The sequence below is a fragment of the Acidovorax sp. Leaf78 genome, from assembly GCF_001422735.1.
Taxonomy (GTDB): domain Bacteria; phylum Pseudomonadota; class Gammaproteobacteria; order Burkholderiales; family Burkholderiaceae_C; genus Acidovorax.
Window position 1 is genome coordinate 893474 of the sequence record NZ_LMLZ01000020.1, and the last position, 16934, is coordinate 910407.

At 62.2% G+C, this 16934-nt stretch carries 11 protein-coding genes; 5 read left to right on the top strand and 6 right to left on the bottom strand.

What is annotated here, in order from left to right:
* Positions 1-304: 304 nt before the first annotated feature.
* Both ASF16_RS15515 and ASF16_RS15520 read right to left on the bottom strand, forming a co-directional pair.
* Complete coding sequence (locus ASF16_RS15515) at positions 305-589, bottom strand: DUF6150 family protein (protein ID WP_056168771.1); 285 nt, start codon at positions 587-589, stop codon at positions 305-307.
* A gap of 105 nt (positions 590-694) precedes the next feature.
* Positions 695-2029, bottom strand: a complete 1335-nt coding sequence (locus tag ASF16_RS15520) for a DUF2254 domain-containing protein (protein WP_082516945.1) — start codon at positions 2027-2029, stop codon at positions 695-697.
* A 679-nt stretch (positions 2030-2708) separates the two neighbouring features.
* Here ASF16_RS15520 and ASF16_RS15525 point away from each other — a divergent pair.
* Positions 2709-3200 (top strand): GAF domain-containing protein, encoded by a 492-nt coding sequence (locus ASF16_RS15525; protein WP_056168772.1) that lies wholly within the window; start codon positions 2709-2711, stop codon positions 3198-3200.
* 103 nt (positions 3201-3303) lie between these two features.
* Here ASF16_RS15525 and ASF16_RS25505 read toward each other — a convergent pair whose 3' ends face one another.
* The 4 genes from ASF16_RS25505 to ASF16_RS15565 all read right to left on the bottom strand — a co-directional run bounded on the left by ASF16_RS25505 (position 3304) and on the right by ASF16_RS15565 (position 10214).
* Positions 3304-4329 carry an IPTL-CTERM sorting domain-containing protein gene (locus tag ASF16_RS25505; protein ID WP_082516987.1) on the bottom strand — a complete coding sequence of 342 codons (1026 nt, stop codon included), beginning with the start codon at positions 4327-4329 and terminating at the stop codon, positions 3304-3306.
* 169 nt (positions 4330-4498) lie between these two features.
* Positions 4499-7543 (bottom strand): Ig-like domain-containing protein, encoded by a 3045-nt coding sequence (locus ASF16_RS26210; protein WP_162241085.1) that lies wholly within the window; start codon positions 7541-7543, stop codon positions 4499-4501.
* Positions 7544-7797: 254 nt separating this feature from the next.
* A complete protein-coding gene (locus ASF16_RS15560) occupies positions 7798-9624 on the bottom strand; it encodes a hybrid sensor histidine kinase/response regulator (protein ID WP_056168793.1) in 1827 nt (608 codons plus the stop codon).
* Positions 9621-10214 (bottom strand): response regulator transcription factor, encoded by a 594-nt coding sequence (locus tag ASF16_RS15565; RefSeq protein WP_056168795.1) that lies wholly within the window; start codon positions 10212-10214, stop codon positions 9621-9623. Before ASF16_RS15565 ends, ASF16_RS15560 begins: the two co-directional genes overlap by 4 nt.
* Positions 10215-10988: 774 nt before the next feature.
* On the opposite strand from ASF16_RS15565, the gene ASF16_RS15570 reads away from it, so the two are divergent.
* From ASF16_RS15570 to ASF16_RS26480, 4 genes are all read left to right on the top strand, one after another.
* On the top strand, positions 10989-12479 hold the full coding sequence (locus ASF16_RS15570) for an FG-GAP repeat protein (RefSeq protein WP_162241086.1): 1491 nt from the start codon (positions 10989-10991) through the stop codon (positions 12477-12479).
* Positions 12470-13192, top strand: a complete 723-nt coding sequence (locus ASF16_RS25540; RefSeq protein ID WP_082516946.1) for an FG-GAP repeat protein — start codon at positions 12470-12472, stop codon at positions 13190-13192. The genes ASF16_RS15570 and ASF16_RS25540 overlap by 10 nt, the downstream gene beginning before the upstream one ends.
* A gap of 487 nt (positions 13193-13679) precedes the next feature.
* Entirely contained in the window at positions 13680-16589 is a 2910-nt protein-coding gene (locus ASF16_RS15585) for a fibronectin type III domain-containing protein (RefSeq protein WP_082516947.1), read from the top strand.
* A complete protein-coding gene (locus ASF16_RS26480; RefSeq protein WP_162241087.1) occupies positions 16520-16924 on the top strand; it encodes an IPTL-CTERM sorting domain-containing protein in 405 nt (134 codons plus the stop codon). The genes ASF16_RS15585 and ASF16_RS26480 overlap by 70 nt, the downstream gene beginning before the upstream one ends.
* Positions 16925-16934 lie beyond the last annotated feature (10 nt).

A 16934-nucleotide genomic window follows, 5' to 3' on the forward strand; every position in this document is an offset into this window, starting at 1 on the left:
GCTATCAAATCAGGAGTATTGCGGCGGAGCGGCCGGCAGCGGCGCGCCCACGCGCCATGTTACGCGCGCTGCAGGTGGGGTGAGGGCGGGGCGCTCGGCGCAGGCGTCGCGTTGCGGCAAGGCTGGGTGTGCCATTTGCGTCCGCGCACAGTGGGTCGTGGGCAGACGGGCGGCAGGGCAGGCCCGGTCAAGGCAATGGGTGGTGAGAAATGGGTCTGAAGGCCGGCGCTGCGCGTGGCTGCGGTATGCACAGTGACCGTGTCACTCGGTGAGCGCCACCCCGGCACTCTGCGGGCGACTGCCACTACCCCAGCTTGCCGCGCGAGAGATGGTCCTTGTTGCGCCAGCCGGCGGCTTCTGGCGTGTCGACCTTGAAGAGCTTGATGTCAGCCTGGCTCGCATGCTTGACGCGAAACACCTTGAAGCTGGCTTGGTTGGCATAGGGCACGAAGAACCAGATGGCGTCGCCGCTGGCCTGCGTGGGGTAGGCCACCTCATGCCAGCATAGGTCGGCCATGCTTTGCTGGGCCACCTCGCACACACAGGCGTCGGCCTGGTGCTCGTATTTCACTTCGAGGATCTTGGCCATGGGCGTCCTTGTTCCTTGTGATGGGTTTGGCGGAAATCGGCAGGGCATGCGTCTTGCCACGCCCTTCATGTCACTTGCGTCCGGTGTCAGGTGCCTGAGCACTGTTCATTGTGAAGATGCATTCGCAGCGGCGTGTTGGTGGTTGTACCCGGTCCCCTCCGCGTGGCTGCCGTTGCTGTTGCTGCTCCCGCACGCTGCAGATTCCCGGCGCAGCATCGCCATCTCCCGATCGATCAGGTTGGAGTGGCTCGCCTTCTCCAGCGCATAGCGCGACAGTTCTTCGACCTCTGCATTGAACCCGGGGTGGTCCAGCCGCCGCAATGACGCCAGCGCCCGCTGAAGTGCAATGCCCACCTCGACCGCGGGCGCGCCGTAGCGCACCAGGGGCGTCCACACGTCCTCCAGCAAGCCCGCCTCGCGCAACCCCGGGGCGGTGACCCGGTCGAACTCCACCGCGGCGTCGTGTTGCGCAGCGGTCTGGCGCCCGGTGTCCACCCAGAAGATGAGGGTGCGCACCGCCGCAGCGATCACGTCGAGGGCTGTCCCCGGGTCGTTGACAGAGGCAGACATCGCGCGCGCCGCGATCTCGCCCATCACCACCATCCCGAAGCGTGGGTCATGGTCGAAGCTGCGCCCCGCGCCGATCAATACGGCATCGGCAATGGCCTGCTGGTCATTGACCGCCAAGTCGGCATCGCAACTGGCCAGCACCACCGAAGGCTCGACGAATGCACCGGGCAAGACGTGCAGATGCAGCGTCGTGCCCAGCGCCTCGGCCCGGGCCTGCAGGATGTCCATCGAAATGTGCTGCACGAAGCCTGTGGCGGGCGCCCGCACCGCGTGGCGTCCTTGGGCGCCAGGTGGCTGCCGCTTGCCGCCCAGAAAAGGTTTTTGCAGGCGCTGTGCCATGGCGGCCATGGTGGCAGCCTCGACCCGCCGGATGGTCTCGCCAAGGCGGCCCAGCACGGACAGATAGTCGATCCAGCGCAGCAGCACCACCACGACCAGCACCAAAATGACCAGCGTGAAGCCAAAGAGCACCAGCCGCCCTCCGTCGCCGTACAGGTGCGCATGCAGCCCGACCAGGGCGATCACGCTGTACAAAAACGTCCCGACAAAAGCCGCCAGCGTGTTCTGCACCGTGGAGTCTTCGATCAGCAACTGCGACGCGCGGGGTGTGGCGCTGTTCGACACGGCACCGAAAGAGCCCACCATGGTGCTGGCCGAGAAGATGGCCACCGTGAGCATGCTGGAGGCCAGGATGCCCAGCAGGCTGCCGATGGAGTCCGACCCCAGCTTGATCGCCACGCTCTCAGGTATGTACGGCCCTATCAATGCGGACGACGCCACCGCCATCAACGCGAACAGCGAGAAGAGCGCGCAGCGGCTCCAGGTCTTGCGGGTCAGCCGCAGCAATTGATAGCGAAGTTTTTCAGACATGCGCGTCAGTATCCGAGCGCTGGGGCTGGCGGGTCTGAAGGACGGCACCGCCAGATGACCACTGCCTCAAGGGCCTCTTGTGTTTTGCCCCCATACGACGGGATGGCCACGATTCAATCCCAGTGGATCTTGGAACCGCTCGACCAGTAGGCTCGCGAAAATCGGCGCGACACCTGGGCATATCTATGGGTCGCGTGCCGTTTCGGCGACGCGTGCCACATCCGGATCTGAAGTCGGCTGCATGCTTCAGATAAAAAAACCGGACACGTCGACGATGTACATAGCTTCAGTTTCCACTTGGCCAAATTGACACCTGAAAAAAGCCACGGATGACCGTCAGACTTATCAACACCGCAATTTGCCATTGGGATTTCCCGCTGAAGCCATGACCCTGTCAGTCAAGGCAAATGATGTGGCGTTGAATGCTGCCATTCCCGAAGTGCGAGCCGGTAGCCAAACCGTGCAGTGCCAGCGCCGCAGCTGGTGTGCTGGCCATGCGGACCCGCCATCGCATCGACGTCCTGCTCACGGGCGTGGGCGTGCCACAACGTCCCGTGATCTTCATCAACGGGCTAATCGGAGGTGGATCTGTTTCGGGCAGTGGTCCTACAGTTTCGCGCCATATGGTCACGAGGGCGGCGCACCATTTCAGCTCTGTGCAATGCAAAATTCGTGGTCTATGCCCAAGCAACCATCCAGCAGTGCCACCTTCGCCGATTTCGCTCTAACGGCTCAATCCAAATCCGTGCGGGACGCGCTGGCAAAGCTGCTGGCACTGACCGACTTTCGGTACATTGGCATATGGCGTTTTAAAGACGGAATGGCCACGGCCGCGGTGCACTTCGACCGCCAAGATCCAACCGCCATCGCCTCGGGCATAGTGCCTCAAACCGCTACCTACTGCTGCTATGTCCGCGAGAGTGGCGTTCCCTTCAAGACACCTCAGGCGTTGCTCGATGAACGCTTGGCGTCCCATCCTGCCAGAGAGACCGTCGCGTCCTATGTCGGGGTGCCTGTGATGGACTCGAACGGATCCATTGTCGGTACGTTGTGCCATTACGATTTGGTGCCACGGGATGTGGAGCAGGTCGACACGAAGTTGATGCTGCTGGTGGCCAGTTACTTGACCATGAACAATCTGGTACCACCCTACCCGGAAAGCACCGTCTAACTTGTCGAGCTATGCGCTGGAGAAGGCGAGCCATTCCAACCTGATTGACCGAGAGATGGCGATGCTGCGCAGGGAATTTGTCAGTGACAAGCGCACCCTGGAGTCAACGGCGTCTCAGGCGCGCCAGGCCGAACAACGCCATGATGGACGCCAGTCCAATAAGGGCCCACTCCGACAGCGTAGGAATGGCTGCCGCTGCAACTACCGGTACAGCGGCTACTGTGAAGCTTGTGGGGTTGGCCGCACCCGCTACAGCCGGGTCATCTGTCTGGTTGGTCGCGTCGTTCGTGCCATCTCCGTCAGAGTCGTAAGCGACGCTACCCTGGTTGGAAACCACCGTGCCGGCAGCGGCTGGGTTGACAGTGGCTGTGACGGTGAGGATCACCGTGCCGCTGGAAGGAATGCTCCCGTTCCATGTCACGGTGTTGGTGCCTACGGTAGCCACGGCAGTGCCGCTGGAGGCGGTGGCACTTACTAGCGTCACGCCCGCGGGTAAAACGTTTGTGAACTCGTTGCCAGGGTTGTTAGCCTGCGCGGCAGGCCCGCTGTTTGTGAGCACGACTGTGTAGGTGGCTGTACTGCCTGGGATGAACGTGCCTGCGACGGTCTGGGTTGCTGTGACATAGGGCGCTGGTGCGAGCGACACCCGCAGGGTGAACGAATCAGCGTTCAGGCCTGCACCCCAGGCCCACACATAGGTGCCAGGCGTCGCGCCAAGACCTGCCAGGGTGGTTGCGTTCCAAATAGCACCACCGGAAAGGGGCGACCCCGAGACGTAGCCCTGCGGAACGAACAAGAAGCCTGAAGTGCCGCTGAGAGCCACACGCTGGCCAGACGAACTGGAGGCAAAAACAAGAGTCCCCGATCCATACGAGGCGGGTCCAGTAAAGCCTGTAAATCTGTCAGCATTGACCGTTGTACCGTAGGCAACAGAACCCACTGCAGGCCGCATCTGCGACGAGAAACCGAAGACAGGTCCAGCAACAGTTAGCGCTGTTGTATTCAACGGGCCGCTGCCGGTCACTTCCACGTTCGGTCCGTTCTCGTACATGAAAGCAACGTGTGCCGCGTGTGATGCCCCCGTACAGGTCACCAAGGCGGCCGCTGCCGCAAGTCGCGTGATTTTCATGGAGCTTTGTCTGCCCTTTTTTAGGAGATCGAGAAGGACGCCCTTATTGCTACCGACATGTTCCGAGCGTCATGTTTGTTGGCCAAGCTTTGCCAAGGGATAAACGATACCGGATTTTCTTACCGAGGGACGTGCGCCTGCCACGACCCAACGGCGGATCGACTTGCTGTTAAGGCAGATATTCGATGGTTATGGATCCATCGCCGCCCGCTGCAGACGAATTGCCGCCATTCGTCGACACGGAGTACGAGGACCCGGAGGGGCCAGTGCTGCCGCCTCCGCCACCTCCGCCCCATCCACTCGTGCCGGAAATGGATGCACTGCCGCCTCCCCCTCCATAGCCTCCGCCGCCTCCGGAGCCAAAAAGTCCGCCGCCGTTGCCGCCGTTACCACCACCGTTGCCTGCACCGCCAACCGCATAGGTGTTGCTTCCTCCACCGCCACCGTTGCCAGCCCCTCCGCTCGACCCGTTCCAAAATCCGTATGGGTCTGTGCCACCTGCGCCACCGATGCCTGCTCCCCCTCCAGATGCTGCACCCGGGCCGCTGCCAGCCTCGCCTGCGCCCGTACCAGCACCACCGCCGTTTCCGCCCCTACCGCCGATGACGCCTCCACCTCCGCCCCCGCCCGCTATTATCTGATCGGCAGTGCCTGCACGAAAGCTGCTCGCACCGCCACCACCTCCTCCACCGTAGCTGTTGTTTGAGTAAGTAGATGCTTGGCCACCTCCGCCAACGATCAGGGCGAAGGTATCGCCGCTATTGACTGTAAGAACTGCCGTGACGCGGCCGCCGTGGCCGCCTGGGGAAGTGTTGGATCCATGAAAACGGGAGCTGGCCCCTCCCCCACCCGTCGCGACGATCCGGACCCTGGTCACGCCAGAAGGTACGGTCCAAGTCGCGGCTCCTGGTATCGCAAAAGTCGCACCCGGTCGTACTGTGAGGGGCGAAGCAGGGTTGGCGCTGACGCTCCCCAGCGTTGCAGAAATGTTCGTGCTTCCGGCAGCGAGCGTGGTTGCCAGTCCTTGGCTACCGGGGGTATTGTTGATGGTCGCCACGGTCGCGGCGTCCGACGTCCAGTTGACGGACGTTGTGATGTTCTGGGTGGAGCCGTCCGTGTATCGGCCTGTCGCTGTGTACTGCTGCGTGCCTCCGGCCACGACGTCTGCACTCCCGGGCGAGATGACTATGGAGGCCAGTGCCGCGGCGCTCACCGTCATCGTCGCTGCCGGGGAAGAAATCGCGCTCTGGGTCGCTCTGATGGAGCTTGTTCCGCTGGCAAGCGCCGTTGCGCGGCCATTGGACCCGGGCGCGTTGCTGATAGAAGCGACAGAGGCGTTGCTGGATGACCAACTCACCTGCGTCGTCACATCCTGCGTACTGCCGTCGGTGTAACTGGCGATCGCCGTGAACTGCTGGGACAAACCTTTGGGCACACTAGGTGAGGTGGGTGTCACGGCAATGGAAACCAGCGTTGCGGGCACAACTATGAGGGTGGTAGCCGGGGATGTGACGGCACCCAGTGATGCAGTGATGGCACTGGTGCCGGTAGTCAAAGTAGTGGCCTCACCGTTCGTACCTGCTGCATTGCTGATCGTCGCTACGGATGTGCTGCTGGACGTCCAGGTCACCTGCGTGGTGAGCACCTGCATCGACTGATCGGTGTAGGTGCCTGTGGCCGTGAACTGCTGCGTTCTGCCTTTGGGTACGCTGGGTGAACTCGGTGTCACGGCGATGGAAAGCAACGTGGCCGGTGTGACCGTCAGCGTGGTAGGCGCAGACGAGACGCTCCCCAGCGAGGCCGTGATCGATGTGGCGCCGGTGCCCAGTGTGGTGGCCTGACCGTTGGTGCCCGCCGCGTTGCTGATCGTTGCCACTGCTGGACTACTCGATGCCCAAGTCACCTGCGCCGTGAGCGTCTGCGTTGTCTGGTCGGTATAAGTGCCTGTCGCCGTGAACTGTTGCGGCATGCCTTTGGGAACGCTGGGCGATTTGGGTGTCACGTCGATAGACACCAGCTTGGCCGCCGTCACTGTCAGGTTGACCGGCTGTGAGCTCAGGTTGCCGATCCTTGCTGTGATAGCGGCGGTGCCACTGGCCAATGTCGAAGCTCGGCCGGTCGTTCCCGCAGCGTTGCTGATCGTTGCCACAGCTGGATTGCTCGACGACCAGGTGACCTGGTTGGTGAGCACCTGTGTTGTCTGATCGTCATACGTGCCTGTGGCTGTGAACTGCTGCGGCAAGCCGACTGCCACCGACTCCAAGCCAGGCGATATGGAAATGGACACGAGTGATGCCGGTGCCACAGTCAGCGACGCGGCTGGCGAGGACACCGATGCCAGGGTGGCCGTGATGCCCGTAGTGCCAGTGCCGCGAGCCACCGCGACGCCTTGCGCGTCGATGCTGGCCACGCCGGGCGCGGTGGAAGTCCAATTCACCTGCGTGCTCAGGTTTTGCGTGCTGCCGTCGCTGTAGGTGCCGGTGGCCATGAATTGCTGTACAGCGCCCAGCGCAACGGCTGATGTCGTCGGCGTGACTGCAATGGACACCAAACTGGCGGCAGTGACGTTCAGCGTGGCCGTCGAGCTGAGGCTACCGCACAAGCTCGCGTTCTGGCATTTCGCCATGACCGATGCGCCTCCTGGGGCCATTGCGGTGGCGAGGCCGGACGTGTCGACCTTCACCCGTGTGACATCAGACGTGCTCCAGCGCACCGCTGCGCCAAGATCGTGCGTGGTGCCATCGCTGAAAGTGCCGATGGCCGAGAACTGCGTCGTGGTGCCGGCGGGCAGGGTGCTGATGCTGGGGGTCACTGCGATGCCGGTCACCGTGGCCGCAGTGACTGTCAGAACCGTAGTCCCTGATTTTCCATTCAGGGTAGCGCTAAGCGACACGGCACCAGGAGCGATGGCAGTGACCAGGCCGGTCGATGGGCTGACGGTGGCCACCGCCGTGTTGGCAGAAGCCCAAGCCACCTGCGACGTGACGTCTTGATGGCTGTTGTCAGAGTAGATGGCCGTCGCTGCCAAACGCACCGTTGTGCCTGCTGCGATGCTCGGGCTGGCTGAGGTGACTTCGATAGTGCTCAGGGTCGGCGCAGACGGTCCGTCACTGGCACCACCACCACTGCCTCCGCATGCGCTGAGCACTATCAGGATCAATATCGTGAACAACCGAAGGAGCGAGAACGAACTAATGCGGTGTGCTGTTTGCATCAAGTTTGACAAGGAATGTTGGCGACTCGCCAAGTGGTTGATTGGCGGGGATGCGTGCATTCGCTGTGTCATGCACAGAACTGAATACTCAGTACCAGGTTCAAACCTGGGAGGGTGCTGCTACGGCTTGATTAGTAGCTGCAACAAACGCATCGCCTGTTCAAACTGAATGTAAGCAGTGCGCCACCCTGTGCATATAGTCCATTCGGACCGGTGTTGCAGAGAAGCCCTCCCCAGCGCACCGACGCATTTGCTCAATGCGTCAGTGAAGCGTCCGACAACATGGCGTTCAGCGTTGCCCAGAACTCTCTGGGTGCAACCGGCTTGTGCAATAAAGCGACGTCACTGTTGAGCGCCTCGCGCAGCCGTTCTGGGGCAGTGTCTCCGGTGATGAGAAGCGCAGGTACCGACCTGCCATAGTGATTTCGCAAGTGCCGGATCACCTCAGCCCCGTTTTGGCCGTCTCGTAGCCTGTAGTCACTCACGATAGCGTCCGGCTGAAATTCGCGCAGCGCCAAAGCCTCCTGCAAACCCTCGACAGCCATCGCCAAGCAGCCCCAGGTTTCCAGCAGCGTCAGCATTGCCAAGCGGACGGTTTCGTCGTCGTCGACTACCAACACCTGGCGACCAGCCAAGATCGGCGATGGCAACGCATGCCACGGCTGCAACGCGGCAGGCCTTTCACCTTCGGCGGAAAGGGGAACGCTGACCCTAAACACACTGCCGCGCCCCGGCTTGGAGGACAGCGTCAACGGTATGTCCAATGAGCGGCACAGGCCATCCGCGATAGCCAGTCCCAGGCCCAGCCCTTTGCGGCGATCACGTTCTGGGTTGCCCAGCTGATGAAACTCGCGAAAGATCTCGCGCTGCTGGTGTTGGGCGATGCCCACGCCCGTATCGAACACCTCGATGGAAAGACGCTCGCCGCGCTGGCGACAGCCGATGAGGATGCCGCCCCGCTCGGTGTAGCGAATGGCGTTGCTGATGACGTTGCGAAGTATCAGCTCCAACAGCGCACCGTCCGTGAGGACCACCGCGCGACAGTCCCTGGAGCGGTAGAGCAAGCCCTTGGCGTCTGCCTGCGGCGCGAGCTCTTCTTCCAACTTGTGCAGCATTTTCTGTACGCAATGGCTTGAGAGCGTTGGCCGTATGACGCCCGCCTCAATGCGCGAAAAATCCAGCAGCGTATCCAGCATCTCCCTGGACGCAACGCTCGCTGCCTTGGCATGGTCGAGCACCGGCTTTTGCGAGGGCGCTAACGGGCCTGACGACAGCGCCTCCAGGAAAAAACCCATGGCATGAACGGGCTGACGCAAGTCATGGCTTGCCGCAGCCAGGAAGCGGGACTTGGCTTGGTTTGCCTGCTCAGCGCGTTCTCTTTCGTCGTTGGCAGTTTGCTTTTCTACCTCAAGCCTCTTGATGAGATCGAGGTTTTCAAAACGCAGTCTGATTGACTCCTTCAAACCGCGTCCGATGAGTTTGGCTTGGCCGTACTGACTGAGCACGTAGATCATGCAGCAAGCTCCCATCGCCTGGTACATCAAGCCGTCCATGACGAGGAAGCGGCTCCCTGTGACCAGCAGCATGGGCATGATCAACGCGATGAATAAAAGTTGCACGGGGGAAAGCAGGGGAACGGCATTGCTGCTGATGGCGGCCATCGTTCCCAGCAGCATGGCGGTAGACGCAGGTGACGACCCCTCTTGCACCACAATCCAGCCCAGGCATCCCCAGATGACGCCTTCCAGTGCCTTCCCTACAGCCAATTGCCCTGTGATGCGTGGCATTTGCTCAAAGCTGAACCCGTACTTCAGCGTACGCCGGCAATACACCACCATGGTGATGCGGCACACGAGTGTGATCACGTACCAAAAAGCCAGCCAAGCGTTGTTGATGGACGGTGCAAGCACGCGGATTTTTTCACCGGTCGCTTCGGATACGAAGGTGTGCTGCGCTCCGCTGGTCACGTTGAATACCACGACCAACAGGGTGGCGAGCAGGAAGCCGATAGGAAGCGACTGGCCAATGCCGCCTATAACCAGCTTGAGCTGCGCGGCATAGATTTGATCGTCGTCGTTCACAAAATAAGTCCTTGTCGCCGCGCGACGAATACCGCCTCGGAGCGGCTCGATGCCGACAGGGCCGCCAGGGTGGCCTGCACGTGCCCCCGCACGGTATGTTCCGACAGCGATAGGCGCCGCCCAATCATCTTGTTGGACAGTCCCTGACTGAGAAGATCCAGAACCTCCAGCTGTCGCGGCGTCAGGGAGGCAGGGTTTTTTGTGCCGGTCACTTCCACCGATGCAGCCCCATCGCGCAACAGCATCTGCACGTTCTGCAAAAGCCGCTCTGGATTTTCTGTTTTGGAGAGGAAAACGACAGCTCCCCGCTCGCGGGCCTGTTCTATGCGATCGGGCATGTCGTATGCCGACACCACAACGATGCGCGTGTTTGGCCACTTGCGCAGCAGCAGGCCGATGCCCTCCAGCCCGCTCAATCCCTGGAGTTGAACGTCAAGCAGGATGAGCGTGGGCGCGATCTCTGAGAGGCGCAGCGCCTGCTCTAAAGATGCTGCTTGGTGGATCTCTACATCTTGCAGGCCATTGGCCAAGACCATAGCGATTCCAGCCCGAAAGAGGCTGTGATCGTCGATGAGCAGAATTGCCTTCATGCAGGCAATGTAACCAGTCCTGAGAATGCTCTGTCATTTACTCGCCACACCAGTCCGAATGGACTATATGCACCGAGGGGGCCATTGCTTATATTGATCCGGCACAGGCACGCATGTCGATGTAATCCGGCTTAAATTGGCGCTACCACCTCTGCACCTCGCGGCATGATTAATTATTTCATGCGTCAAATAAAGCATTAAATGCTGTCAGTCGGTAGGGGGCACTTTTGGCTGACGTGAGTGCAAGCAATTTTCCATTTGAGACTGACTATGAAGCTTTCACTGCTTGCAAAAGCCGTGTGCCCCGCATAGGCCAACTTATTTCACTCTAAGGTTCAGGTAAAGCGCTGGAGATTTCTGCAGCGCGCATTCACCTATGGCTCGGTAGCTCTGTTGACAGCCTGCGGCGGAGGAGGCGGCGATAGCACTCCATTGCCTCCGGAACCTGCACAGGTTACCTACAGCGTCGGTGGGCAACTGTCCGGCCTGGGCACAGGCAAGACGGTCGTCATTGCAGACGCCAGCGGCCCTAGCGCGTCCCTGTCCACCAATGGCAGCTATAGCCTGCGCCTGGCCGCGGGAACGGTCTACAGCTTGCGGGTGCAGGCACAACCCACTGGTCAGACCTGCAACCTCACCAACGGCAGCGGCACGGCCACGGCCGATGTGAACAACGTGACCATGACCTGCCTGGACAACGAGGTGCCTGCCCAGGCGCAGACCGTCACGGGTTCGGTTGCAGGGCTCCAAGCGGGCAGCAGCGTTGTATTGCGCTTGATCAGCGTCAACAACTCCACTCAAGACCCCACCGTGCGTGCCGATGGCAGGTTCGCATTTGCGCAGCCTGTGCTGGGCGCGTACAGCATTACGGTACTCACCCAGCCCAGCGGGCAATCCTGCGCTGTGGCCAACGGCCAGGGACAGGTGCAGCCCGGTTCGCCCTCGGCAAGCGTCGTAGTGACCTGTGCCACCAGCGCCTACAAACTGTCAGGCAGGCTGCGAGGCAGCCTGGGCCAAGTCGTGCTGCGCAACAGCGTCAACGCAGACACCCTCACGCTCAACAGCAACGGCGACTTCACCTTTGCACAGCCTGTCTTGCATGGGGGTCGCTACGCCGTCTCGGCGATCTCGTCGGGCGCCAGCCAAATGTGCACCGCGTCGTCGGGTACCGGCACGGCAGTGGCAGACGTCACCCAGCTCACGGTGGACTGCGAGGACACTTCGCCGCCTCCACCGCCCCCCGCACCGGTGGCGATCCCAGCGGTGCCCACGCTCACACTGGGCTACGACGTGAAGACCTTCAAACTCAGTTGGACGACCGTGTCCGCGCCCACTGGCGGTGGCGCTGTGAGCTACAAGGTCACGGAAGATCCCGATGGTGCAGGCCCCCAGACGGACACACAGCTCGCAACGGGCCTGAGCACCACCAGCTATGACCGGGTGGTCACCGGGCTGTTGCACACCCGGCTGAACGCCACATACCGGGTGAGCGCCTGCAACAGCGCAGGCTGCAGCGCCTGGTCTGCTGCCCAGACCGTGGACTTGACGCGCGCCATTGGGTATTTCAAAGCCGGTAATACAGGCGACAGTGACGAGTTTGGCTACAGCATGTCCATGTCAGGCGACGGGAACACTCTGGCGGTGGGAGCCATCTACGAGGACAGCAATGCCACAGGCATCAACGGCGACCAAACCAACAATGCCGCCGGTGATTCTGGCGCGGTGTATATCTTTTCGCGCAGCGGCAGCATGTGGATCCAGCAAGCCTACGTGAAGGCCAGCAACACGGAGAGCGATGACCGGTTTGGCTTCAGCGTGTCTCTCTCCGGCGATGGGAACACCTTGGCGGTGGGGGCGATATTGGAAGACAGCAACGCCACGGGAGCCAATGGCGATCAAACCAGCAACTCAATGGTCAACTCCGGCGCCGTGTACATCTATGCGCGCAGCGGTAGCACTTGGAGCCAACAAGCCTACATAAAGGCCAGCAATCCAGGCCCTGTCGACTTTTTTGGTCGCAGCGTATCTCTCTCGGGCGATGGCAGCACTTTGGCAGTGGGCGCAGATTGGGAGAGCAGCAACGCCACAGGCATCAACGGTGACCAGACCAACAATGCGAGCGGCGCCTCCGGCGCTGTGTACGTCTTCACACGCAGTGGCAGCACCTGGAGCCAACAGGCCTACGTGAAAGCCAGCAACACAGGGGCGAACGACAAGTTTGGCTACAGCGTGTCGCTTCAGCCGACGGCAGCACCATGGCTGTAGGTGCGGTCTTTGAGGCCAGCAACGCCACAGGTATCAATGGCAACCAAGCCGACAATTCAGCCGGTGATTCTGGGGCAGTCTATGTCTTTACTCGCAGTGGCAGCGCCTGGAGTCAGCAAGCCTATTTGAAGGCTAGCAATACAGGGCCACTCGACCAGTTTGGCAGTAGCGTGACTCTTTCAAGCGATGGCAATACCCTCGCTGTCGCAGCGCCGACAGAGGACAGCAATGCGACGGGCGTCAACGGCGACCAAGCCAATAATGCCGCCGGCGATTCTGGCGCTGTGTACGTGTTCACGCGCACCGGCAGCACGTGGAGCCATCAAGCCTATGTGAAGTCGAGCAATACTGCTGCGGGTAGCCGGTTTGGCAGCAGCATCGCTTTGTCAGGCGACGGCAACACGCTGGCGGTGGGGGCGGCTCGGGAGAGAAGCAACGCCACAGGCATCAACGGCGACCAAGCCAGCACTGCAGCTGCCAACTCCGGAGCGGTGTACGTCTTCAAACGCACCGCAAGCACCTGGACTCAGCAGTCCTACGTCAAAGCCAGCAACACGGCGTCGAATTACGATTTTGGCTGGAGCGTGGCGCTGTCGAGCGATGGCAGCACCCTGGCAGTGGGTGCGAAATCCGAAGACAGCAACGCCGTGGGCATCAACGGCGACCAAGTCAACAACGCATCCAACAATTCTGGTGCGGTGTACATCTACTAATCCGACGGAAGGCTTACGAAGGCTGCCGCTCGCGCGCGAGACAGCGCGAGCACAGCCCATACAGGTCCGCTGTAATGGGTCGGTCGCGACGATTTTATTTGACAATCAATTCACACTGGTAATTTGAAATTTGGATTGTGGAAATATTCGCTGAATAGATTTAAATGCCGAACGGCTGCTCCGAGATTCAGGCAGCCCGTCCCCGGACTAAATCTATTTGGCATTAAAAATATTTCTTTTTAGGACAAGTGTTGTGAGCGCACGGGTTTAATAACCGAGCTGCAATAGTCACTCTCAATTTCCCTTCTGTTGTTTTTGGGCAGCTTCGAACGACTGTTTGGTCAGTCCAAATGGACTGATTTAGTGCTTCGGGTGGAAGGCCATTAGGTCTTCAAAGCTAGCATCGCACCGTACTAATCCAAATGCATCCCAGTCCGGTATTGCCTTTAGGAAAAAGCGTGCGGTATCAAGTCGCCCGGAAACCACCATGTCAACGCCAATCTCGAACATCTTTTCCCCGCTCGGACACGGCAGCCGCGTCATGCACATGCCAGCTTGGCTGGACAAATGCTTAGGCGAAGCCTTCTGGCTGGTGGCCTGTGTGCTGTGGATGGCTCTGACGGCACCGGGGGTGTGGGCCAACACAGCTACGCGCAGCACCGCCACGGATGCCATTGCCAGCGAAGTGTCGGCAGGTGATCAGCACACTTGCGCGGTCGTGGCCAGTGGCGCAGTGCAGTGCTGGGGCGGCAATATCAAGGGCCAAAGCAACGTGCCCGCGGCGCTGCAAGTAGGCGGGGCGGTGTCGGTGGCTGCGGGCGCTTCGCACACCTGTGCGGTGACCATGGGCGGTGCAGTTCAGTGCTGGGGCGACAACGAACGGGGCCAAACCGGCGTACCGGCCGCGCTGCAAGGCGGTGGGGCGGTGTTCGTGGCTGCGGGCCTTTACCACACCTGTGCAGTAGCAACAGGGGGCGCCGTGCAGTGCTGGGGCAGCAACGACGCGGGTCAAACCAGCGTTCCGGCCGCGTTGCTAAGCGGCGGGGCGGTGTCTGTCACCACAGGCAATTACCACACCTGTGCGGTGACCATGGCCGGTGCCGTGCAGTGCTGGGGCGGCAATGTCGAGGGCCAATCCAGCGCACCGGCCGCTCTGCAAGGCGGCGGGGCAGTGTCTGTGGTTGCGGCAGGTAACCACACCTGCGCAGTGACAACGGGGGGTGCCGTGCAGTGCTGGGGCCGCAACAATGAAGGTCAAACCAACGTGCCAACCACACTGCAAGGCAGTGGGGCGGTGGCATCTGTGGATGCGGGCGCTTTTCACACCTGTGCGGTGACCACTGGCGGTGCCGTGCAATGCTGGGGCAACAACGGCAGTGGCCAAGCCAGTGTGCCGGCGGCGCTGCAAGGCGGCGGGGCGGTCTCGGTGGCTGCGGGTGGTTATCACACCTGCGCGGTGACCACGGGCGGCGCCGCGCAGTGTTGGGGCAACAACGGCAATGGCCAATCCAGCGTGCCGGCGGCGCTGCAAGGCGGCGGGGTGGTGTCGGTGGCTGGGGGCGGTTACCACACCTGCGTACTGACCACAGGCGGTGCCGCGCAGTGCTGGGGCAACAACGGCAGTGGTCAAACCAGCGTGCCGGCGGCGCTGCAAGGCGGCGGATCGGTGTCCGTGGCGGCGGGCTATATGCACACCTGCGCGGTGGCCACGGCCGGCACTGTGCAGTGCTGGGGCGACAACGGCAGTGGCCGAACCAGCGTGCCAGCCGCGTTGCAAGGTGGCGGGGCGATGGCCGTGTCCGCGGGTGGTTCGCATACCTGTGCGGTGACCACAGTCGGCGCCGTGCAGTGCTGGGGCGACAACGATAGTGGTCAAACCGTCGTGCCGGTCATGCTGCGAGGCGGCGGGGCGGTGTCCGTGTCTGGGGGCGGTTACCACACCTGCGCGCTGACCACTGGCGGCGAGGTGCAGTGCTGGGGCCGCAACATTGAAGGACAAACCAACGTGCCGGCGGCCCTGCAAGGGAGTAGGGCAGTGTCCGTGGCCGCTGGCGCTTTTCACACCTGTGCGGTGATCACGGGCGGTGCCGTGCGATGCTGGGGCAAGAACGTCAACGACCAAACCAGCGTGCCGGTAACGCTGCAAGGCGGCGGGGCGGTGTCCGTGGATGCGGGTGGTTATCACACCTGTGCTCTAACCACGGGCGGCGCTGTGCAGTGCTGGGGCTACAACAGCCGCGGCCAGACCAGCGTGCCGACGGCGCTGCAAAGCGGCGGGGTGGCGTCCATCGCTACGGCTCATGAACACACCTGTGCAGTGACCACCGACGACACTGTGCAGTGCTGGGGCTCCAACGGCTACGCGCAGGCACCCGCATTGCGTGCCTCTCCTCGCCAGTCGATCACCTTTACCCAGGTAGCCTCGCCGCGGGCTGGCGCCAGCAGTTCGCTCATGGCCAGCGCCAGCAGTGGCCTGGCGGTCAGTTTCGATACCTGGACGCCTGATGTCTGCAGCGTAGCTGGCAGCACCGTGACCCTTCTGCCCGGCAAGACGGGCCACCTGTGCGGCGTGCGGGCCTCGCAGCCCGGTGGCACGGATGCGAGCAACTTCCGCTACGCTGCCGCGCCAGTGCGCTCGCAAGTGTTGGTCGTGCAGGCTGACCTGCCATCGGCGCCCACGGGCCTGCAGGCAACGCCGGGAGACCGCGCCGTCTCCCTCGCCTGGGCTGCGGCCAGCGACAACGGCAATCCCATCACCGGCTACACCGTGACCGGCGTGCCGAGCGGCGGCGGCATCAGTGTGGGCTGCAACACAATCGGCACTTTAACCTGCGTGGTTCTGAACCTCGCCAACGGCACGGCCTACACGTTCAACGTCACTGCGACCAACAGCGCAGGCACCGGCCCAGCATCGAGCCCGCCGGTTTCCGCCACACCCAAGGGCCTCCAAACCATCACGTTCACTCATCCGGGCAACCGAACCTTCGGCACCTCGCCCACCCTGGTAGCCACTTCCACCAACGCGACTCCACCTCCCAGCTTCAGTTCCGGCTCGACCGGTGTCTGCACGGTCACCCCGGGCGGTGCACTCACCTTTCTGGCTGTCGGCAGCTGCACCATCCACGCAGACCAGGCGGGCACCACCGCCTTCGACGCAGCACCGCGCGTGAGCCAGACCTTCGCAGTCACCGCGCAGCTATCGGTATCGGGCACCGTGCCGGGCATGGCGGGCACCGCCACGGCCAGCCTGACGGGCGGCGGTGCGGGCTGCACGTTTGCCAGCGGCACCGGTTTCGCTCCGCCAGGCAGCCCCCCAGCGGCTACATCTTGCCCCACGGTGGTTTTGCCTTTGCGGCCACAGGGTGCACGGGTGGCAGCAGCGTCACTCTTACGCTGACCTACCCGCAGGCCCTGCCTGCCGGCGTGCAGTTCTGGAAGTTCGGTCCGGCCACGGCGGGGGGCACCACGTCCACCTGGTTCCAGTGGGCGGGTGCCACGCTGAGCCCGGACCGCCGCACGGTGACCTACACCGTGACCGACAACGGCATTGGGGATGCCGACGCGACCCTGGGCACGATCCGCGACCCGTTCGCGCCGGTGCTGGCTGCGGCGCCGGCTGGGGTGGCTTCGATTCCGACGCTCAGTGAGTGGGGCTTGATCCTTACCTCGCTCATGGCAGCGGGGATGGGCATGTTGGTGCTGCGCCGCCGTCCGACCGGCCTCACGGCTTGATGTGCGCGCA

Excerpts from the sequence above, each read along its gene's own strand:
- ASF16_RS15515 (WP_056168771.1), bottom strand. The coding sequence starts at position 589 with ATGGCCAAGATCCTCGAAGTGAAATACGAGCACCAGGCCGACGCCTGT.
- ASF16_RS26210 (WP_162241085.1), bottom strand. The coding sequence starts at position 7,543 with ATGCAAACAGCACACCGCATTAGTTCGTTCTCGCTCCTTCGGTTGTTC.
- ASF16_RS15585 (WP_082516947.1), top strand. The coding sequence starts at position 13,680 with ATGTCAACGCCAATCTCGAACATCTTTTCCCCGCTCGGACACGGCAGC.
- ASF16_RS15520 (WP_082516945.1), bottom strand. The coding sequence starts at position 2,029 with ATGTCTGAAAAACTTCGCTATCAATTGCTGCGGCTGACCCGCAAGACC.
- ASF16_RS15565 (WP_056168795.1), bottom strand. The coding sequence starts at position 10,214 with ATGAAGGCAATTCTGCTCATCGACGATCACAGCCTCTTTCGGGCTGGA.
- ASF16_RS15525 (WP_056168772.1), top strand. The coding sequence starts at position 2,709 with ATGCCCAAGCAACCATCCAGCAGTGCCACCTTCGCCGATTTCGCTCTA.
- ASF16_RS25505 (WP_082516987.1), bottom strand. The coding sequence starts at position 4,329 with ATGAAAATCACGCGACTTGCGGCAGCGGCCGCCTTGGTGACCTGTACG.
- ASF16_RS25540 (WP_082516946.1), top strand. The coding sequence starts at position 12,470 with ATGGCTGTAGGTGCGGTCTTTGAGGCCAGCAACGCCACAGGTATCAAT.